General features: G+C 70.0%; 17 protein-coding genes. 8 read left to right on the plus strand and 9 right to left on the minus strand.

Features of this window, described 5'->3' with window-relative positions; all coding sequences use genetic code 11:
* Positions 1-6: 6 nt before the first annotated feature.
* Together PZE19_RS27190 and PZE19_RS27195 are read right to left on the minus strand one after the other, a co-directional pair.
* Positions 7-1014 (minus strand): DUF1559 family PulG-like putative transporter, encoded by a 1008-nt coding sequence (locus PZE19_RS27190; RefSeq protein ID WP_277863744.1) that lies wholly within the window; start codon positions 1012-1014, stop codon positions 7-9.
* Positions 1015-1127: 113 nt separating this feature from the next.
* Positions 1128-1547, minus strand: a complete 420-nt coding sequence (locus PZE19_RS27195; protein ID WP_277863745.1) for a hypothetical protein — start codon at positions 1545-1547, stop codon at positions 1128-1130.
* A 474-nt stretch (positions 1548-2021) separates the two neighbouring features.
* Here PZE19_RS27195 and PZE19_RS27200 point away from each other — a divergent pair, with 474 nt between their 5' ends.
* The 6 genes from PZE19_RS27200 to PZE19_RS27225 all read left to right on the plus strand — a co-directional run bounded on the left by PZE19_RS27200 (position 2022) and on the right by PZE19_RS27225 (position 10180).
* Positions 2022-3632, plus strand: coding sequence for a sigma-54-dependent Fis family transcriptional regulator (locus PZE19_RS27200; protein ID WP_277863746.1), 1611 nt, complete (start codon positions 2022-2024; stop codon positions 3630-3632).
* A 499-nt stretch (positions 3633-4131) separates the two neighbouring features.
* Positions 4132-4350 (plus strand): hypothetical protein, encoded by a 219-nt coding sequence (locus PZE19_RS27205; protein WP_277863747.1) that lies wholly within the window; start codon positions 4132-4134, stop codon positions 4348-4350.
* Between the two features lie 176 nt (positions 4351-4526).
* Entirely contained in the window at positions 4527-5654 is a 1128-nt protein-coding gene (locus PZE19_RS27210; protein ID WP_277863748.1) for a DUF1559 domain-containing protein, read from the plus strand.
* Between the two features lie 176 nt (positions 5655-5830).
* Entirely contained in the window at positions 5831-8566 is a 2736-nt protein-coding gene (locus tag PZE19_RS27215; RefSeq protein WP_277863749.1) for a bifunctional acetate--CoA ligase family protein/GNAT family N-acetyltransferase, read from the plus strand.
* Positions 8567-8685: 119 nt separating this feature from the next.
* Positions 8686-9714 carry a hypothetical protein gene (locus tag PZE19_RS27220; protein ID WP_277863750.1) on the plus strand — a complete coding sequence of 343 codons (1029 nt, stop codon included), beginning with the start codon at positions 8686-8688 and terminating at the stop codon, positions 9712-9714.
* 160 nt (positions 9715-9874) lie between these two features.
* Entirely contained in the window at positions 9875-10180 is a 306-nt protein-coding gene (locus tag PZE19_RS27225; RefSeq protein WP_277863751.1) for a hypothetical protein, read from the plus strand.
* Between the two features lie 34 nt (positions 10181-10214).
* Here PZE19_RS27225 and PZE19_RS27230 read toward each other — a convergent pair whose 3' ends face one another.
* The 7 genes from PZE19_RS27230 to PZE19_RS27260 all read right to left on the minus strand — a co-directional run bounded on the left by PZE19_RS27230 (position 10215) and on the right by PZE19_RS27260 (position 19142).
* Positions 10215-11306, minus strand: a complete 1092-nt coding sequence (locus tag PZE19_RS27230; protein ID WP_277863752.1) for a YiiX/YebB-like N1pC/P60 family cysteine hydrolase — start codon at positions 11304-11306, stop codon at positions 10215-10217.
* Positions 11307-11555: 249 nt separating this feature from the next.
* A complete protein-coding gene (locus PZE19_RS27235) occupies positions 11556-12980 on the minus strand; it encodes a hypothetical protein (protein WP_277863753.1) in 1425 nt (474 codons plus the stop codon).
* Positions 12981-13006: 26 nt separating this feature from the next.
* Positions 13007-14818 (minus strand): AAA family ATPase, encoded by a 1812-nt coding sequence (locus PZE19_RS27240; protein ID WP_277863754.1) that lies wholly within the window; start codon positions 14816-14818, stop codon positions 13007-13009.
* A complete protein-coding gene (locus PZE19_RS27245; RefSeq protein WP_277863755.1) occupies positions 14815-15867 on the minus strand; it encodes a hypothetical protein in 1053 nt (350 codons plus the stop codon). Before PZE19_RS27245 ends, PZE19_RS27240 begins: the two co-directional genes overlap by 4 nt.
* A gap of 305 nt (positions 15868-16172) precedes the next feature.
* Positions 16173-17450: an IS701 family transposase gene (locus PZE19_RS27250; protein ID WP_277863756.1), complete on the minus strand. Its 1278-nt coding sequence runs from the start codon at positions 17448-17450 to the stop codon at positions 16173-16175.
* A gap of 350 nt (positions 17451-17800) precedes the next feature.
* Entirely contained in the window at positions 17801-18877 is a 1077-nt protein-coding gene (locus PZE19_RS27255) for a DUF1559 family PulG-like putative transporter (protein WP_277863757.1), read from the minus strand.
* Positions 18878-18935: 58 nt separating this feature from the next.
* Entirely contained in the window at positions 18936-19142 is a 207-nt protein-coding gene (locus PZE19_RS27260; protein ID WP_277863758.1) for a hypothetical protein, read from the minus strand.
* 599 nt (positions 19143-19741) lie between these two features.
* On the opposite strand from PZE19_RS27260, the gene PZE19_RS27265 reads away from it, so the two are divergent.
* Together PZE19_RS27265 and PZE19_RS27270 are read left to right on the plus strand one after the other, a co-directional pair.
* Complete coding sequence (locus PZE19_RS27265) at positions 19742-20251, plus strand: transposase (protein WP_277863759.1); 510 nt, start codon at positions 19742-19744, stop codon at positions 20249-20251.
* A gap of 66 nt (positions 20252-20317) precedes the next feature.
* Complete coding sequence (locus PZE19_RS27270) at positions 20318-20872, plus strand: superoxide dismutase family protein (RefSeq protein ID WP_277863760.1); 555 nt, start codon at positions 20318-20320, stop codon at positions 20870-20872.
* The last annotated feature ends 22 nt before the right edge of the window (positions 20873-20894 follow it).

Genomic DNA, 20894 nt, shown 5'->3' on the forward strand with positions numbered 1-20894 from the left:
TCCAGGTCAATACTGGTCGGCGGAGACGATTTCGCCGCCGGCGCGGGTCACCAGGGCGGCGATCGTCTGCAGCGAGACGCTGTCCTTGATGTACCGCACCGAGCCGTCGCCGAGCAGGACGTTGATCCCGCCGGTGTGGAACGAGAAGAGGCCGCCGGTCCCCTCGCTGACGTAGTACGGGTGGGGGAACGGCTGGCCGAAGACGTCCTCGCCGTTGGCGGCGTTGATGACCACCGGGCCGGGGAAGACCGAGCCGTCGGCCGTCGAGCCGTTGAGGCTGACGTCGCTGGCGGGACGGGCCCAGCCGCCGGCGTTGACGCGGTGGTCGGGGACCGAGCCGAAGACCTTGCCGCCCCGGCGATAGGCGAACGGCCGGCCGGCCGACTCGACGAAGACGATCGTGTTCGAGAGCCCGTCGGTGGCGTCGGCCAGGCGGGTCTTCTTGTTCTTGACGATCAGCGACTCGGGCGGGGTGGCGCCGGCCGGGAAGACGTTGTACGGGGGGCCGCCCAGGCGGGCGTCGATGCCGACGATCGGCGAGTAGTCGGTGATGGCGGCGACCGTGGCGGACCAGGTCGGCGAGTAGGGCTGCACCTCGGGGATGCCGTCCAGCCGGCTCGCGTCGGCCGGGCTCGACGGGCAGACCAGCGTGTTGATCCGCGTCTTGACGGCCGTCGCGTTGGACGGGTCGCCCCAGGTGATGCCGATGTTCAGGGCGTTGAAGATCTGGGTCTGCTCCATGTAGTTGAGCATGGTCAGGATCGCCGCCACCCGCGGCGCGGTCGTCAGGCCCGACGGACGCAGGCTGTAGGGGACGTTGTTGTTGACGTCGTGGAAGTTGTGGAACGCGATGCCGATCTGCTTGAGGTTGTTGACGCACTGGGCGCGGCGGGCGGCCTCGCGGGCGGCCTGGACGGCCGGCAGCAGGAGCGAGATCAACACGGCGATGATGGCGATGACGACCAGCAATTCGATCAGCGTGAAGCCCGCCCGAACGCGACGGAAACGAATCATCTTCGACTCCTGGGATATCTTGGCTACGTAAGGAGACCGGGCCTCGACGACGCTCGCCGCAGGCCTGAATGCAGAGCGATATGTCGATTAGTCGACGGCCGCCGCCGCCGTACTCACTTACGGGTGATCGCGAACGGCTCGAGGGCGTTGTCCGACTGGCGGACCGTGGTCTTGAGCGGCGTGGTTTCGGCCGTGGCGTAGGCCTTGGGGATGACGTTGGGGCCGGCGACCAGGTCGGCGCCCTGCTTGACCGGCTTCAGCCACTGGACGGTGACGGCGTACTCGCCGGCCGGGGCGCCGTCGCCCTCGGTCGCGCTGGTGAGCGCGAACGTGCCGTCGGCCTGGACCGTCGCCCGGGGCGTGAAAGCCTGCTGGCCGGGCTTCGGGGCCGTCTTGGGGTTGAACACGACGAACGCGCCGGCGGCCGGCTCGCCCTCGAACGTGACCTTGCCCTTCACCGGGTAGACCGGCACGTCCGGGCCCGCGAGCCCGGCGTCGCTACACCCCCAGAGGCCCGTCGCGGCCGCCAGCATCGCGGCCCGACCCAAGGCTCCCGCGACGTCGGCCGGATTCCACCGGTCCCGCCCCGCGCCGGCACGTCGCCGCCTCGCACCCGACCTCGCTCTCGCCGTGTCCATCGTCCGTGTCGTCCTGAATGCCATCGAAACGCCCGCCTCGCTTCCCCACCCGGGTCCCGTCCTCGTCGACCCGGACCACCGCGGCGTTGCGGCCGCTTATACTTCCAGAATCGGTCCGTTGTCGAGCCCAGGACCAAACTTTCTCGGTAGGGAAGATCGAGAACCTGCATGCCTTTGAGCAACCGGAGTGCCAAGGACCCCGACCGGGGCCGAATCCCTGTAAACCTGACTATCCAAGGTGGAAAACTAATCTTAACGGCGAAGAATTCCTGGCTTGCATACTCCGGCAAACGACCTTGCTGGGAAATATCACGGTCTCGCCCTTGCTATTTCCTGGAAACCCATGACATTTCCTGGTTGACTAGGGGAATGAACGACATTGGCCCTCTCTTATTGACCATCTGGCGGGTCGTCTCGCGGCACCGGACGCTGACGGAATCTCTGGAGGAGACGGTGCCGCTGCTGGCGGATCACCTCTCCCTGGAAGTCGCCGCGATCCGGTCGGTGGATCGGGCCGGGGGATGCCTGGAGACGGTGGCGTTCAAGCGAATCGGCGAGAGCGACGGCCGGGCCGACGCCAGGACGCCGGTCGCGGCCGAAATCCTGGCGAGGCTTGGGCATTGGTGCGAGCGGGACGAGATTCTGGTCGAGGACCTTCGCGCGTTCTCCGCCCGATTCCCGGGGCTGGCCCCGGTCGGGCTAGAGGGGGCGATCCTGGCGGCCCCCCTGAACCCGGAGGAGGGGGCCCCGGCGATCTTGCTGCTGGCACCGCGCCCGCCGCACCGCTTCGCCCCCGAGCACGTCGAGCTGGTGCGGGCCCTGGTCGATCCCCTGACGGTCGCGGTGGAGAACGACCACCGACTCCGCGAGCTGGTCAAGCTGAGGGAAGCGGCCGAGGCCGAGAACCGCACCTTGCGCTCGAAGCTCGATCGCGAGGACGTCGCCGATTCGATCATCGGGGCAGGCACCGGCCTGCGCGAGGTCATGGAGCAGATCGAGCTGGTCTCGACGTCCGACGCCCCGGTCCTCATCCTGGGCGAGACCGGCTCGGGCAAGGAGGTCGTCGCGCGGGCGATCCACACCCGCTCGCGACGGGCCTCCGGCCCATTCCTCCGCGTGAACTGCGGCGCGATCCCGTCAGAGCTGGTCGACTCCGAGCTGTTCGGGCACGAGAAGGGGTCGTTCACCGGGGCGGTCGGTGAGCGCAAGGGCTGGTTCGAGCGGGCCGACGGCGGCACGCTCTTCCTCGACGAGTGCGGCGAACTCCCCCCGGCCGCGCAGGTGCGGTTGCTCCGAATCCTGCAAGACGGCTGCTTCGAACGGGTCGGCGGCGAGAAGCCCCGGCGGGTGGACGTGCGGATCGTGGCCGCGACCCACCGCGACCTCCACGCGATGGTCCACGACGGTCGCTTCCGCCAGGACCTCTGGTATCGCCTGGCCGTCTTCCCGGTCCACCTCCCCCCCTTGCGCGATCGGTTGGCCGACGTGCCGGCCATGGCCGCTCACTTCGCCCATCGCGCGGCGAAGCGGCTGGGCTTCCACCACCTCTCGCCCACGGCCGACGACATCGGCCTGCTCGTCCAGTACCCCTGGCCGGGCAACGTCCGCGAGCTGGCGGCGGTCATCGAACGCGCCGCCATCCTGGGCAACGGGGCGGGACTGGACGTCGTCCGGGCACTCGGCGTCCCGGCCGGCTTGCGACCGCAGACGGCCTCCCCGACGAGGGCCGCTTCGTCCGCCGCCCTGGATCCGTTGCCCACCCTCGATCAGGCCGCCGCCCGCCACATCGAGCAGGCCCTCATCCGCACCGGCGGGCGAATCGAAGGCTCCCGCGGCGCCGCCGCCATCCTCGACGTCAACCCGCACACCCTCCGGTCCCGCATGCGCAAGCTCGGTGTCGATTGGGAGCGCTACCGACAGGATGCGATGCCGCAGCCGTTCGTCGCGGCCAGGGTTTCCGCATCCCCGACCCAGCCCTGACCCGCACGGCGGGCAAACGGGCGGCCGGGCGACATCCGGCCCGCGGAACATCCACGCGTCGCGAATTCTTGCGAGAGGCGTCGATTTCCGACGCTGTCGACGCAGGCCGCGACCCCTAAGAATTTCGTTCACGAGCACTTGCCTGGGTTCCATCGACTCCTATACTCATAAGTAGTGCGAGATTTGAATCGACCCTGATGAGGGCCCGCGGCCCGTTCGACAGCGAGCGGGCGGGTGGGTGGCGTGACGCGCCTTCATCGAGGCTCCTCGGCTCAGCCCGCGTCGCGGTGCGAGCGGAGGCCTCGGCGTGCCGGTGGTCTTCTCCGATCCGATCAGGGACGGGGAGACGACCGGACGTCCGGCGTGTTCCCAACGTCGTCGCCGCGGAGCATTCCGGTCCGAGACCGGCTCGGCCCCCTCGTCGGGTCATCGATCCTCTCGTCGTTCGTCGCGCCGGGTCGGAGCGACCCGCAGGAATACCGAGAAAGGTCCGTCGATCATGCGAAAACGAGGATATCTGGGCTGGGCGACGGCGGCCGTCGCCTGGGTGGTCGCCGCCTGCGCCTTGACGGCCGCGCCGGGGTGCGGCGATTCGGGGGCCGTCGCCCAGGCCCAGTTCGACACGCCGCCGCGCGAATCCCTGAGGGATTCGCTCAAGTATTCGCAGGCCCTGCATCAGAAGCAGAAGCCGTCGAAGCGGTCGACCGCCCGGCGGTGAGGCCGACGTCGCGACGCTCCCGGCCCCGGGCGGGGACGGGGACGCCGGAAGGGAAGGAAACCCACGGCCGGCCGACGCGGCCCTCGTCATCATCGATCCGCCCTTCGCGGCGGTGCGTCGACGCCTCCCCACCCCCGGCCTCTCTTGCGGGCCGGTTCCGTTCAGGAGTCTCCTTCATGCTACGTTCCGATAGGAAAGCGCGTGGCTTCACGCTGATCGAACTGCTGGTGGTCATCGCCATCATCGCCGTCTTGATCGCCCTCCTCCTCCCGGCCGTGCAGTCGGCCCGCGAGGCCGCCCGCCGCGCCCAGTGCATCAACAATCTGAAGCAGATCGGCCTGGCGATGCACAACTACCACTCGGCGAACAATTCGTTCCCGATGGGCGTCGCGGCTTCGTACAACACGCTCAACGGGTCGAACCCCTGCGTCGCCTGGTCCGGTTGGAGCGTCCACTCGCTGCTGCTGACGTCGATGGAGCAGACGGCGATCTACAACGCCGCCAACTTCCAGCTCGACCCGCTGCAGGGCGTCGGCTGGGACATCAACCAGACCTCCTGGTCGACCAAGATCGCCTCGTTCCTGTGCCCCTCCGACGGCAACGCGGGCAAGGCGGGCTACAACAGCTACTACGCCAGCCGGGGCACGACGTTCGACGCCGACTACCAGGTCAGCCAGAACGCGCCGCCGAACTGCGGCGGCACCAAGAGCACCGGCGTCTTCTCGTACCAGACGACCTACGGCATCTCCGACATCACGGACGGGACGTCCAACACGGTCGCCTTCAGCGAGGGCCTGGTCGGAGCGAACGACAACCGCGCCCGGCCGTTCCTCACGGGCGTCAACGTCGACAGCCTGAGCAGCATCGGGTCCGACCCGACGAAGTCGCAGGACGCCGGCGGCATGCTGGCGATGGGCGAGATGCCGCCGGGCGCCGCGTTCTCAAGCGTCCTGCAGACGTGCTCGCAGGCCTTCCAGACCGCGACGTCGGGCGGCGGCCTCTCCTCCAACCGCGGCGGCCACTGGGCCTGGGGCACCGAGGGCTTCACGCTGTTCAACACCCTCGTCCCGCCCAACTCGACGCAGTACACCTGGTCGACCTGCCGGTTCGGCTGCGGCACCTGCGGCGTCGGCTCGGCGGACCACACCCACCTGACGAACGCCAACAGCAACCACTCCGGCGGCGTGAACGTCCTCTTCGGCGACGGCAGCACCCGGTTCGTCAAGAACTCGGTCGCCATGAACATCTGGTGGGCCCTCGGCACCAAGAACGGCGGCGAGATCATCAGCTCCGACGCCTATTGATCGCCGGGACGCCCCCGCGAGTTTCCCCTCGTCTCCACACCGACCCGTCGCGGCCCGCCCGCGGCGGGTCGTTTCGCGCGCATCCCGAGACCCGCCCCGCAGCGGCCTATGGAAGCGCCGCGGGCCGCGTTACGATGAGGCGCAGGTGGGGGACCAGCCGTCCGGGGGGCATCGGGATGAATCGTTCGGGCGGAGGGCGGATCGACGCCGAGCCGGAGGCGCGACGGCCGCTGGACGCGATCTTCGCGCCGCGCACGGTGGCGGTGGTGGGGGCGACGGAGAAGGCGGGGAGCCCGGGCCGCGCGGTGCTCTGGAACCTGATCAGCAACCCGTTCGGCGCGACGATCTTCCCCATCAACCCCAACCGCCGGAACGTGCTGGGGATCAAGGCGTACAAGGACGTCGCCTCGGTGCCCGACCCGGTCGACCTGGCCATCGTGGCGACCCCCGCGGCGACGGTCCCCGGGCTGATCTCGGAGTGCGTCGACGCCGGCGTGAAGGGGGCCGTGGTGATCTCGGCCGGCTTCCGCGAGGTCGGGCCGGACGGGCTCCGTCTGGAGCACGAGGTCCTGGAGCGGGCGCGGCGGGGACGGATGCGGATCATCGGCCCCAACTGCCTGGGGGTGATGCGGCCCCACAGCGGCATGAACGCCTCGTTCGCCCCCCGCTCGCCGCGGGCGGGGAGCGTCGGCTACATCAGCCAGAGCGGCGCGCTCGACATGGCCGTGCTCGACTGGAGCCGCAAGGAGAACGTGGGCTTCAGCGCGTTCGTCTCGGTCGGCTCGATGCTCGACGTCGGCTGGGGCGACCTGATCGACTACCTGGGCGACGATCCGCACACCAAGAGCATCGTGCTCTACATGGAGTCGATCGGCGACGCGCGGGCCTTCCTGTCGGCCTCGCGCGAGGTGGCCCTGACGAAGCCGATCATCGTCCTGAAGGCCGGGCGGACCGACGCCGCGGCGCGGGTGGCGGCGACGCACACGGGGGCGCTCGTCGGCAGTGACGAGGTGCTGGAGGCCGCCTTCCGGCGCGTGGGCGTGCTGCGGGTCGACTCGATCGCCGACGTCTTCGACATGGCCGACGTCCTCTCCAAGCAGCCCCGCCCCCGCGGGCCCAGGCTGGCGATCGTCACCAACGCCGGCGGCCCGGGCGTGCTGGCGACCGACGCCCTCGTCGAGCACGGCGGCGCGCTGGCCGAGCCCTCGCCGGACGCCATCCGGGCCCTCGACCTGTTCCTCCCCGAGGGCTGGAGCCGCGAGAACCCGGTCGACGTCCTCAGCGACGCCGACGCCGAGCGCTTCGGCAAGGCGGTGGAGGTCCTCGCCGGCGACGACGCGGTCGACGGCCTGCTGACGATCCTCACCCCCCAGGCCGTCACCGACCCCACGGCCGTCGCCGGCCGGCTGAGGAAGCACGCGAAGGTCTTCGGCAAGCCCGTGCTCGCCTGCTGGATGGGGGGCGAGTCGATCGAGCCGGGGACGGCCCTCCTCAACGAGGCCGGGGTCCCCACCTACCCCCATCCCGACGCCGCCGCCCGCGTCTTCGCGCTCATGTGGCGGTCGTCCTACAACCTGCAGGGCCTCTACGAGACCCCGACGCGGCCCGCCGACGACGCGGCCGCCGACTCCCCCCGCGAGCGGGCCGAGGCGATCCTGGCGGCCGTCCGGGCCGAGGGGCGGACGATCCTGACCGAGGCCGAGTCGAAGAGGATCTTGACGCTCTACGACGTGGCGACCGTCCCCACGACGGTCGTCCAGACGGCCGACGAGGCGGCGACGGCGGCCGAGGGCTTCGGCTGGCCGGTCGCGGTCAAGCTGAACTCGACGACCATCACCCACAAGAGCGACGTCGGCGGCGTCCGGCTCAACCTCTACGACGCCGACGCCGTCCGGGGCGCCTTCCGCGCCGTCGAGAGGTCGGTCGAGGCCCACGCCGGGCCCGGGCACTTCCAGGGCGTCGGCGTCCAGCCCATGGTGCAGCCCGAGGGGGGCGTCGAGGTCTTGCTGGGGAGCAGCCTCGACCCCGAGTTCGGCCCCGTCCTCCTCTTCGGCGCCGGCGGCCGCCACGTCGAGGTCCTGGGCGACCGCGCGCTCGGCCTGCCGCCCCTGAACACGACCCTGGCCCGGCGGATGATGGAGCAGACCCGGATCTTCGCCGCCCTGAAGGGCGTGCGCGGCCAGACGTCGGTCGACATGGCGGCGCTGGAGCGGCTGCTGGTCCGGTTCAGCGACCTGGTGGTCGAGCAGCCCTGGATCAAGGAGATCGACGTCAACCCGCTGTTCGCCTCGCCCGACCGCCTGATCGTCCTCGACGCCAGGATCATCGTCCACGGCCCCGTGATCCACGCCCAGGACCTGCCGCGCACGGCGATCCGGCCGTATCCCTCGCAGTACACCTTCCCGTGGACCTCGAAGAAGGGCGAGGCGCTGACGATCCGCCCGATCCGCCCCGAGGACGAGCCGCTGCTGGTGGACTTCCACGCCACGCTGTCGGAGCGGAGCGTCTCGTTCCGCTACTTCCACGCGATGAAGTACAGCACCCGCGTCGCCCACGAGCGCCTGACGCGCATCTGCTTCATCGACTACGACCGCGAGATGGCGCTGGTGGCCGACCGCAAGGACCCCGAGACGGGCGAGCGCAAGGTGCTGGGCGTCGGCCGATTGAGCAAGATCCGCGGCACCGACGAGGCCGAGTTCGCCCTCCTCGTCAGCGACCAGTTCCAGGGCCGCGGCCTGGGCAGCGAGCTGCTGCGTCGGGTTTTGCAGGTCGGCCGCGACGAGCACGTCGGCCGCGTCCGGGGCGACGTCCTCCCCGAGAACGTCGAGATGCTCCGCGTCTGCGAGAAGATCGGCTTCAGGCTCGCCCGCGACATCGACGACGGCGTCGTCCGGGCGGAGATGGAGTTGTAGGCCCGTCCATCCGCGGCGGCCGGCGAGGGGACGGGTTCCTCTGGCCGGATCCCGGGCTTGGTGGTAAAACGCCGCGGACGTCGGGTCGCGGCCATCTTCCACCCTCGGATCGAGCGGGCATGAGGCGCAATCCCCATCGGCTTCTGATCGGGCTCGCGGTCGCGGTCGCCGCATCCGTCCCCGCACGGGCGGCGACGGAGATCAAGCTGGAGAAGGGCTACCTGGCCGGCGTGGTGGAGAAGCTGCCGCCGAACCGATTCGACCAGGACGGGAAGTACCGCGGGTCGGTCCATTCGTACCGGCTCGTGGGGATCGACCCCAGGATGCGCAAGCTCCTGGCGGCGTTCACGGCCGAGGGGGAGTATCGGCCGCCGGCTTCGGGGCCGATCGGCGAGAACGCGGCGCGGGCCAAGGACCACGTCGACGGCTGGCGGAAGTTCCGGTTCGAGATCAAGGCGAGCGTCAACATCGAGGCCGGGCTCGACGGCTCGCCCAAGTTCCGGGTCGACGTCGACGAGGTCAAGCGGACCGAGCTGGAGGGCGTCGCCGGCCTGCTGGCCAAGCTGCTGGGCAAGCAGTTCGACGCCATCGCCACCCAGGTCGTCGACGGCAAGGCCGAGTCGGTCAACCAGAAGCTCAACGCCGAGCTGCTGAAGCGCGCCGCCATGTTCAAGGACTACGGCGTCCTCTGCGGCCTCGACTACGCGCCCGAGTTCGTCGTCCTCCGCTTCGACCTGACCCGGCTCGACCGCCAGGGGCAACTGGGATACGTCTACGCCGAGCCGCGCCCGGGGGCCTTGCCGCTGCACCGCTGGATGAACGTGCGGACGGGCGGGCATCGCTACACGCTCTCGGAGACGATCGACGTCGGCGGGGCCTTCACCGCCGAAGGGGTGGCCTGCTACGTCCCCGCCGCCGAGACGCCGGGCGCCGTCCCCGTCGAGCTGCTCCGCGGCCGCATCGACCACCTCTACACGACCGACGCGAAGTCCGAACACATCCGCCCCCGCCTCTACCGCACCGAGGGCGTCGCCTTCCACGTCCTCTCCGCGCCGGCCGAGGGCGCCGTGCCGCTCTATCGCTTCTTCGACGCGAAGCGCGGCCTGCATTTCTACACGACCCATCCCCACGCCGAGTTCGCGAAGTAACCCGGAGGAGACGGCCGCTTCTGCCCGGGAATCCGTCCCAGGGTTGTCTCCGTCGAGCGTCCGAAGACAGGTAAGTACGGACGGGGCTCGCGGCCGCGAAGGCCGAAACGAGCCGCGAAACCGATGTTTACCCCTCTGACGAACGAACGGAGAGGCTGCCATGCGCGGATCGAAACGGTTCCTGGCCACCCTGGCGGTGATCGCCATTCTCGGGCTGTTCGACCATCATCCCGCCCGGGCGGACGACCGCCGCGGATTCCGGCCCCCGGGCCGATTCAAGAACTTCGACGACGGCTTCCGGCCGGGCTTCCCCCGCAACTCCGGGCCGTTCCCGGGCGACTTCCGCCGGGGACGCGGCCCTCGTTTCTGCTGGTGCGGCTTCGACTTCTACAGCCACCCGGGAGTCCACCATCACCATGACCGTCGTCCGGGCTTCGGCACGTTCCCCGGCCGGTGGTGGTTCTGAGGCCGACGACCGGCAGCCTGTTCGATGGATGCGATCAGGGAAGCCAGGCGCCGGCCGTGGTCGTGGTCTGGGCGGGGATCTCCAGGCGGCCGACTTCGTCGAGGACGCCCACCATCCCCAGCCGGACGACGTCCCCCGGCGCGAGGCCGTTGGCCTGGCTCAGCGTGACGCCCGCCTTGATGAAGGCGTAGCGCACGAGCTGCGAGCAGGCGAACGTGCCGTTGTCGATGATGCTCGAAGGGAGCCGTTCGGCCCGGCTCAGGACGCCGACGACGCCCGGCAGCCCCTCGGAGAGGTGGGCGATCACGGCGGACAGCTTCTGGGCCTCGAGGGCGGCGAGACCCACGAAGTTGTAGGCGTCGCCCTCCTGGGCCTGGGCCGCGCGGATCGCCGTGCGGGCCTGGGCCGCGGACAGGTCGGGCACCCGCAGGACGCCCACGCGGTTCGACTCGCTCAGCAGGTCGGCCAGGCTGCGCGTATGGACGCCGGCGCCCACCGCGTCGATGATCTGGCCGTCGCCGATGTAGAGCGCGACGTGGCTGTACCGCGACCAGTGCGCCAGCTCGATCCCCTGCGACGTCAGGCCCGGCGTGCAGCGGACGATGATGTCGCCGGGCTTCAACGCGTCGGCCGACACGACCCCGAGCGAGGCGAACGGATCGCCCGGGCCGAACGTGTCGAGGAGCGTGTCCAGCACGTCGTCGCTCGCCGCCGACACGACCGCGGAGGGCTGCGCCCGACTCGTCGCGACGATCTGGGCCAGCGACTGCCGCACCTGGGTGACGGCGGCGTCGGCCCCGGGCCGGGATTTCGCGAGATCCTGGAGAACGGGATCCGCGATCCGCAGGATCGCATTGGCGATGTCGGCCTGCTGCTCGATGCTCCCCGCGCCGACGCCCGATCCCGGTCGCGACGACCGGAGATGCCCATGACCGAGCGGGGCCCGCGGCCGGGCGACCGAGCCCTGCGCCTGGATCGGGCCGCGTTGCGCCCGGTCGACCTCCGTCGCCAGACCATGAAGGTCTCGCCACGAGATCGCGCCGAGCGGGGCGGCGGAGAGGAGCTGTCGTCGCTCCATGACGTCCATCGACGGCTTGCAGGTCTTCTTCGGTCGACTGTACCGCATCGTGAAGCAGCCCTCGCTTCATGTTCGCAATCGAAAATCACCCGCGCTCAGCCGCCTCGGCCGCCTGCGGGCCCTGAGGCCCGCGGCGGACTCCGACGTCCGGGAACGGCCTCACCGCGAACCATCCTCACGAACCATAGATCACGTTTCCGTGGTCGTCAGAATCACGACGTCGACGAGCGTCCCCGCCGCCGCAAAGGCGGAAAACTCGAGACCCGGCCGCGCCTCAAGGCTGCAGCGGGCCATCGATCAGGCCCCGGGCTTGAGCGCCGCTTCGAGGCCCTTGGTCAGCACGGCCTCGGCGTCGGGGCCGACCCAGCACCAGTCGCGGAGGTTGGAGTCGTCCTCGGCGACGCGGTCGGCGGTGGGGATGTAGCCGGTGGCTGCGTCGCCGTAGCCGATCGCGACGACGACCTTGTCGGGCCGCAGCTTTTGGGCGAGGAGCTGGTAGGCGACGTAGGTCTCGCCGGGGCAGAGGACCAGCACGACGGGTCCGAGGTCGAGCGCGGGGAGGTCGATCGGGCGGCCGTCGGCGAGGCGCTTGCGCCAGCTCAGGCCCATCGCGGCGAGGCACTGGCCGAACGGCTTCGCATGATCGAGCAGTCGCGCGTTCAGGTCGGCCTCGGTGAATCCGGCGTCGTCGCGAGCGGTGAACTTCAGGGGCTCGATCCGGAGCGCGGCGTGTTCGAGGGGCTCGCGGCGGGCGGCGTCCCAGGCGCGGGCCATGGCGTCTTCGAGGCGGGCGGCGAGTTCAGGCCGGCGGGCGGGATCGCCGTCGTTGTACTTGCCCGCCGTGACGTCGCCGCCGCAGCCCGACGCGTAGACCTGCACCACGCCGGGCAGGGCCTTCTGGCGGGCGCGGCGGGCCATGCCGACGAAATCGGCCGAAACCTCGCCCTTGCCGTAGTAGCTCATCGGGTGGATGGCGAAGTGGTTGAAGGCCGCCAGCGGCTCGTCGCCTTCCCAGAAGCCGACGACGGTGACGAACGGGTCGATGAGCCCCTCGTCGGCCTCGCGCGCCCGAGGGTCCTTCGATGCGCTCGTGCGGTCGTGGACGACCGTCCCGTCGGGGCGGACGTAGCGTCGGCTCGACGCCACCCGCTCGGCCTTCGCGCGGCCCACGCCGACGTGCGTCACCCGCCGCGGCGGCTTCGCGACGGCCTTGGCGACGGCCCGCGCGACCCGGCCGACGACCAGCGAGTGGAAGGCCAGGTTGCAGACCCGCCCCGCGCAGCCGTGCCGCTCCAGGATCCGCTCGGCCTCCAGGTCGGCGATGGGGGCGTCGTGCTGATGGACGGCCGAGAGCAGGACGCAGCGCGGATCGGTGCCGGCGGCCTCGGCGATCGCCTCACGCCAGCGATCGTAGGCGTCGTTGCGGATCTCGCACCAGTCGACCGCGACCAGCACGACGGGCTTCTCCAGCGAGCCGCCGCGGAGGACGAGCCCGATCGCCTCCAGCGGGTCGGCGACGCCCTTGACCGCCGCGATGCCGCCCCCCATGCAAGGGTGCCCGATCGGCGGAGTGACGTCGGCCGAGAACGTGAAAAGCTCCCAAGGCCGGCCCGCCTCGCGGCCGGCGGACAGGGCCCGCGGGCCACTAATCGCGGCCGCCAGCACGCCGAGGACGTCGCGACGGGAGAAAGGGGCGTCGAGCGCGCGGGTGTGATTGAGCATGGCGGTCCCGATCGTCTTGATCCTACCTAGGGCGCGTCCTGATCCAGCATCGTTCGCAGCGAATCCAGGCCGGTCAAGGGGCGGTTGCGCCGGCGCCAGGCTTCGAAGACCGGGGCGGCGCCGCGGCGGTCGCGGAAGGCGGCGAACGCGGCGATGGCGCGCCAGGCGGAATCCTCGACGACGACGCAGCGGCCGCGCTGGGATTCGAACTCGGCGAGGGTCGCAGCGACCTGGGTCTTGCCGTGACGGGGCGGGAAGGGCGTCGAACGGACCGCGACGGCGCGCCAGCCGAGCGCCGCGGCGCGACCTTCCAGCTCATCGATCTGCTTGCCGAGCCAGCCTCCCTGGGCCGCCCGGTTGCAGAGGCCGGCGACAAATCGGGCGCGGGGGCCCTCGAACGTCACGAACCGGCCGTCGACCTGGACGCGGACCGCATCGGGGGCGTCGCCGGCCTCGTCGCTCGCGTCGCGGAGCGCCCACGTCAGGGCCTGGGCCAGCTCGGGCTCCTCGGTCGGCACGGGCTCGACCTGGGCGGAGCGGAAGTCGTTCCAGGCCTGCTCGATCTCGATCAGGGCCCGCTGAGCCTCGTCGGTCGGGCCCGGGCGGGGTGCCCGCGCCGCGTCGTCACGAGGGTACACGGCCATCTTCCCTTCCTCGACGCAGCGCTCGCGGTACGCCTGGCACTCCTGGAGCACGTCCCTGGCGCGGAGGCCGACCAGGGCCGAGACGAGCGCCTCGGGGACCGGCGCGGTCGGCTCGTCGGGGTCGGGATCGACGCCGCCCGACCGGAACAGGGATTCGAGCCGCCGCGCGATCAGGGCGCGGACGTCTTCCGGGCCGCAGGGGGTCTCCAGCACAGCGGGGCGGGGGTCGTTCTCGACGCGGTCGCGGGTCGAGCGCGTGAGCATCGGCTTCAGCTCGTCGTAGAAGTTCTCCAGGCAGGAGACGACGACGATCGCCGAGGGGACGCGGCTCAGCAGGTCGCAGAGCGTGGCCATCGCCCGGCGGAACTTCGCCGCCGCCTGGTCCAGGTCGAAGACGTCTTCGAGCTGGTCCAAGCAGATCACCAGCGGGGCGCGCTCGACGGCGTGGATCAGCCCGCCGATCCGGGCGATCATCCGCGAAGGGGCGTCGGCGTAGGTGTTCGGGTCGACGTCCCCAAGGTAGCGACGGTCGCGGTCGTTCAGGTCCTCGCAGCGCAGGTATTTCACCAGCCGCGCGTGGATGGCCGGGTCGCCCGCCTGCAGGTACAGGAGGGCCTGGATCAGGTAGACGTCGACCCGGGCCAGACGTTCGTCGCGGATGAGGTCGTCGGCCGTCTCGGCGACGATCACGTCGACGGCGGCCTGGCCGAGCCCCCCCTCGCGGAGCCGCTCGACGGCCTCGCGGCGGGCGTCGCCCAGCAGGTCGACCAGGCGGTCGGAGAGCCGCCGCAGGGCCGACTCGGGGTCGCGTCCCTCGAAGTACGGGCGGTCGAGCGAGTCGATGACGTTGTTGAGCGCATAGCGGGCGTAGTCGCCGGTGTACGAGGTCATCTGCATGTACGCGCAGTAGCCACGGCCCGCGCCGTGGACCCGGCTGCGGAAGGCGCGCATCAGGTGCGTCTTGCCGCTGCCGGACTCGCCTAGGAGCAGCAGCAGGCGGCCCGTCGAGGGCCCCGAGACGTCGCGAGCCCGCTCGACCGCGCGGTCGAACCAGGCCCGGACGCGGCCGTGGATGGTCTCGACGTCGAACGGGTCGGGACGCCAGACGTCCGTCGCCGAGGCGACCGCGTGGAACGGGTCGGGTGCGGTCGGCGAGCAGAAGCCGGCGACGCGGCGGTCGAAATCGGTCGTCATGGCGGGCCTTCCCGTCCCGGCTCGTCGCGCACGAAATGGAAGCACGTGCTCATGTAGGGGACCTCCGAGAGCAGGACGTCCTCCGGGTTCATGGCCTGGACGAGGTCGGCGCGGGAGAGGCTCAGCAGCCGCGCGTTGTTGGCCTCGGCGAGCCGCTTCTTGAACAGCGCGAAGTCGCCGCCGCGGAACGCCTGGTCGCCCTGGAGCGACCTCCAGACGTGGACGACGAACACCTTGTCGTCGCCGTGCCGGCCCGTCTTGCACCCTTTCGCCGCCTCGCGGACCCGGCGGGCGAACGCGGCCAGGTCGAGCGCGGGGGCGGGCGGGGCGTCGGCGGCCTCGGTCGCGGACGAGCCCCCCTCGGCCCAGCGGCGGAGGACCTCGTCGCGAAGGTCCTTGAAGGCCGCGCCGGCCGCGCCCAGGCGCTCGGCGAGCAGCCGGTCGAGGGCCCCCTTGGAGGGCGGGGGGGGCGTCGGCGGGGCGGTCAGGGCGCGGCGGAAGAGGGCCGCCTGGACCGTCTCCAGAGTGACCTTCTCCCTCGGGTCCATGCCCAGGTGCTTGCGCGTCCAGGCCTCCCTGGCCTGCTTCAGGGTGGGCGAGCCCCCCAGCCCCAGGCCGGCCTGGCGATCCAGCAGCACGGCGCGGAGGACGTCGTCCCTGGCGACGGCCGCGGTCGCGTCCAGCCCCAGCGCCTTCGCCGTCAGGAGCGACTTCTTGACGCCCGCCCAGGTCGGCTTGGGCCTGTCGGGCAGCCTCGCGACGCCCAGGAACGCCAGCGCGGCGCGGCGGCCCTCGTCGGTCGTCGCGAAGGTCGCCGGCGCGCGCTTCGTCTTGCCCGGCGTCTGGACGGCCAGGCCGCCGGCGGCGAGCTTGATCAGCGCGCGATCGACGACCGCGGCCAGCTCGATGGCCGGCCATCGACGGCCGAGGATCGGCTCCAGGTCCTTGCGCAGGTCCGCGGCTTTCGCCCCCTTCGCGCCGGCGAGCAGGAGCCGGGCCAGGATCAGGCCTTCGGTCGGGGCGGGCGAGGTGGCGTCGGGCGTCGACATGGGCCGGTTTTCCGTCACATCCCCCCCCGGGCGTCGCGCGCGGGGCGGGTCATGGCCCCATGATCCCAGCGGCCGGGGGCCGGGGCAAGCGGGCGGGTTCGGCTCCGCGCGGCGGATGGCGCGGGGCGCGGCGTCGGCGAACCTTCACGACGTTCATATCGGGGAATGATGAATCGATCGATTTTAATACTACTCCGTTAGGATGGTTTGGAGGGCGTAAAATCGGCCCTTGCAGTAGGGGCAGTCGAGCAGGCACAGCGGCGCCAGCAGTCGTTGCAACGCCTGACGGATCGCCGGCAGCGTGATCACCGGGCGGTGCCCCCCTTTTTACCCGGCATCGCCGAGTCACGCTCCTCTCGATCTCGTTCCAGGGCCAGGAAGCCGAAGGCCGGCATCACCAGGCATACATGGTGGTGGAAGCCCCGCCACGACCGCCCCACATGGTGGTCCAGCCCGAGTTCCTCCTTCATCTGCTGGTAGCCCTGCTCAACCTTCCAGCGGTTCCTCCATAACCGCACCGCCTTGATCCGGCTCGTCCGAGGCGGCAAGTTCGAGAGGGCGAATTGGATCGACCCGTCGGCCTGCTCCTCGACCAGAAGCCACACCGGCTTCTTGCCCCGGCGCTCCCCCTTCTCCCAGCCGCCCGCCCGCCAGACTCGCACCCAGGTGAATCGACCCGTCAGCCGCTCCTTGACCCCCTCCCGCCAACTCACCTTACATCGGGGCAGCTTGGCCGCCAGGGCGGTCGGTGTCACGGGGCGAGCCGATGCCTCGGCGAGCTTGCTGCGGCTCGGCGGGCGACCGTTGCGACCCGCCCGCCGTGGCGACGGGTCGTCCCACGTCGGCTCATCCTGGAAGGCCGGCATCTCGCCGGTGACGCCGACGAGATAGCGCAGGCCCCGCTGGTCCAGGCCGTCTCGGAACACCTCGGCCACGCCGTAACCCGCATCGGCCAGGACCAACCGACCGGCGATGCCTTCGGACTTCATCTGGTCGAGCAGTTCCAGGGCGATCCGCCCCTTGGTGAGCATCCGCCGCTGGTCCACCGGGACGCCGGCCTTCTCCAGTCGCTCCGAGTCCTCGGCCCACTTCTTGGGCAGGTCGAGCCGCATGGCCAGCGGGGAGTGCCCCTGAGGGCCGACATAGTGCAGCGAGGCGGCGAGCTGGCAGTCGGCCTTCTTGCCCAGGGCGCCGCAGTACTGATGCGCCACGCCGACGGAGTGCTCGCCCCGCTTGGGCAGGCCGGTGTCATCGACGACGAAGATGCCGGCGGGCGAGCCGAAGGCCTCGGTCATGGCCGAGCGGTAAGCCCGCATGACGGCCCTGTCGTCCCAGTGGCTCTGCCCCAGGAACTGCTGGAGGGCCTGGTCGAGGTCGGCGACCTTGACGCCGTTGGGGAGGTGGACCCGCCGGGTCATGGGCTCGATGCTCTTGCGCTCGCCATCGAGGAGGAGGCCCTGGAGGTAAGCCGAGCAATAGGTGGCCTGCTTGGGGTGCTTGAAGTGGCGGCGGAAGCGCCCGGCATAGGCGGCCAGGCGGTCGAGGACGGCGGGTGCGAGGTCGGGGGTGTAGGTGCGGTTCATACGCCTCTTACGAGCCGCCCGAGCCGATCGTTCGTGCCCTCTAACGGAGTAGTGCTAAGCGGGAGGGGCTGGACGACGATACGGTCTTCTTCTCGTTGCACGTGAGGAACAGCAACAGGCCGGGTGCCCCGCCCCTGGTCAAGATGCGTGCGGTGTGTGGGCCGGGGGACGACCCGAGCCAGGTAATCACTATCCTTTGCTTGGACGAGGACTGAGTAGGTAGTGGGTCGGCTGGTTACCGACTCCTCTTCGAATCGATCGGTCGCGACGGGGCGTCGGTCAGGGCGCTGGGACAGGATTTGCGGTTCACCTACCCAACGTGCGACCGACGCCCCTTGTGAAACAGTCGCTCAATAACTGTCGGCGCCGATCACCTCGCCGTTAGCCCTGGTCCCCAGGGCCCACCAGGTGCCCCAGGAGATCGAATCCTTGGCGAAGCGGACGCTACCGTCGGCCATCAAAATGTTCACCCCGCCGGAGTGGTTGCTCTGGGCGTTGGTGAAGACCGACGCATCCGGGCTGCAGCCGGCGCAGTCATTCCGGCACGAGGCGAAGGCGTACTGCGTCGAGTTCGGCGGGACGATCGTGTGGAACATGGTCATGCCGGTCTCGCCCCAGGCCCAACGCTCTCCCTTGTTATTCTTGACGTTGTTGGCATTCCCAGGGTCCCGGAGACTAGTCACGCAGGACTGAAGGGCGCTGGAGACCACCGGCCCCGGAGGGGCGCCACCCATCGGCACCAGCGAGTAGACATCCGACTGGAGTCGGATCTGGTCGCCATTGACAGCCGCGACATCCACCACGGAGTGGGCCCGAGTCCGCCCCCCGGTGTTGCTCGCGATCAGCCCCTCGGAGAAGGCGATGGTATTCGACGAGCCGTCGGTGATGTCGCGCACGCCGTAGCAGTAGTTCCGCCCGAAGACGCCCGTGAAGTCGACATCGTGATACCGGTGGGTGGTCGTGCCGGCACTGGCGTAGTAGCTGTTGGTGTAGCTGCGGCCGGCGTTGCCGTCGGACGGGCAGAGGAAGCCCGCCAGCCTCGTGTCGACGACCGTCGAGTTCATCTCGCCGGCCGGCGAATGGCCCATGGCCGTGACCATGAAGTTGCTGGCGTTGTAGAGGGGCTGTTGCTCCAGGTAGGGTAGGAGCATCGCATGCGCACTCCAGTCGCCCCACCAGGCGTTTTCCCGGGGGTTGGTCGCGATGGGGGCGCGTGACGAGCCCATCGGGAATGAGTTGGTGGCGCCGTGGTAACTGTGCATCGCCAGCCCAATCTGCTTCAAGTTGTTGATGCATTGCGAGCGCCGGGCCGCCTCCCTCGCCGACTGGACGGCGGGCAGGAGCAGGGCGATCAGGACGGCGATGATGGCGATCACCACCAGCAGCTCGATCAGGGTGAACCCTCGCCGCAAATTCCTCGTTATCATTTCATGATTCCTTGAATAAAGGACCGATCGAAGTCAGATGCTTCCTGCCTCGCCCGCCTCACCGGCGCTTGGCCTGCTCGCCCTTCGACGGGGCGTACATGTTCGGCCGCTCCTGAACCGCCTTTTCGATGGCGGCTCGCGACTTGACCACATCCTCGGTCGGGGTCACCAGTTGACCATCCATCTGGTCGGAATTGCCGCAGCCGGCGCCGACCAGGACGATTCCCGAGAGGAGGACCACCAAGACGAATCGCAACATTCTCATGTCTGCATTCTTTCGATATAATTGGCTTCTGGTCACGGCCTGGACGAGAAGCCGCCCGGGGGAAAGCATGAGCCCGATAAACAGCCGCAGTCTTGCGCCTGCCAATACTCGCCTCGCATGGTGAGAGGACGCGGCGGTATTGTGGTTGTCCCGCGGAACAGTGCCGACTAGTTCAGGTCATCCGCGCATGGTGATCGCCGGGCTGGTTCGCATGGCGACCGCAGGGCACCACCCAAAGCATGAAGCTTCACCCCTTTTCGGGGCTGTACTTCGGCCAGATCATCACCCTTGGGGTGCGATGAAGTTGCACGGTCTCGGCGATTGCCGAAGATGAGCACGATTGGCGACCGTCGGCCGCATGTCCGACAGTGTCTAAGAACTTTATACAGCCTCGGGCCGCAGGATACAAAGTGCATTTCTGAAATCGGAACATAATTGTCTCGGCAGTTTTGACAATTTGTCGATCCGAGACCTAAATTCCTTAACCCTTTACAGATATGGACCGCCACGACTCCTAATAGTCTCGGACGAAACCTCCTGATCGGCATGCGATCTGAAGGATCGAACGGGCGTCGATCCTTCGCTGGAGGGCCCACGCCATGGTCGCCGCCCGCATGCCCGAGGAATTCTACGACCAGGTCGCCCACCACCTGCCGCCGGAGCAGACGGTCGGTCGCAAGGGGGGCCGGCCTCCGATCCAGCATCGCAAGGCCTTGCGGGTCATCTGGTTGGTCCTGGCGACCGGCTGCCGCTGGGAGGACGTCCCCGTCGAGATGGGATGCTCGGGCCGGACGGCGGCCCGACGGCTGCGGGCCTGGGAACTTCTCGGCGTCTGGGCCCGGCTGCACGCCGAACTGCTCGGGGCGTTGAAGCGGGCCGGCAAGCTCGACGCCGACACGGTCGTCGTCGACGGGGTGACCGTCCGGGCCTTCGGCGGCGGCGAGGCGACCGGCCCGAGCCCCGTCGACCGCGGCCGGAAGGGGGACGAAGCACACCCTGGACGAGGCCGGGGAATCGTCGCGATGGGCCCGGACTTTGCTGGCGAGTCGTACCGAGGCATCGGGGTGCGCCCCCTTGAGGGCCGTGGGCCCGGCGGCTACCTTCGATGATCCCCCGAAGACGCGTCGGCGCGACGTCCGGCCGTCGGATCGAAACAACCCAGGAGAATTGCGACAATGGCGATCCATCGAAGCGCTGCGGCGCTGGCCCTCTGCGGCCTGATCGGAGCGGGCTCCGCGGCCCGCGCCCAGCATGCGGAGGAGAAGGCGCACAAGGCGCCGCCGATCACGAAGGCCGTGGCGGTCCTGATCCCGACCAAGAACAGCAAGGTCGAGGGCCGCATCACCTTCACCGAGCACGAGGGCAAGGTCAAGGTCGCCGGCGTCATCACCGGCCTGACGCCCGGCAAGCACGGCTTCCACGTCCACGAGTACGGCGCGTGGTCCGAGGACGGGATGGCCTCCGGCGGCCACTTCAACCCGACCGAGGAGAAGCACGCCGCGTTCGAGGCGCCGATGCGGCACGTCGGCGACCTGGGCAACATCACGGCCGACGAGGGCGGCAAGGCGACGATCGACCTGGAGGACGCCCACCTGAAGTTCCACGGGCCGACCTCGATCCTGGGCCGCGGCCTGGTCGTCCACGAGAAGGCCGACGACTTCACCACCCAGCCCTCGGGCAACGCGGGCGGCCGGCTCGCCGTCGGCGTCGTCGGCGTCGCCAAGCCCTGATCGATCGGAAAATGTGATCGAC

Origin of the sequence: Paludisphaera mucosa (assembly GCF_029589435.1) — a bacterium.
Lineage (GTDB): Bacteria > Planctomycetota > Planctomycetia > Isosphaerales > Isosphaeraceae > Paludisphaera > Paludisphaera mucosa.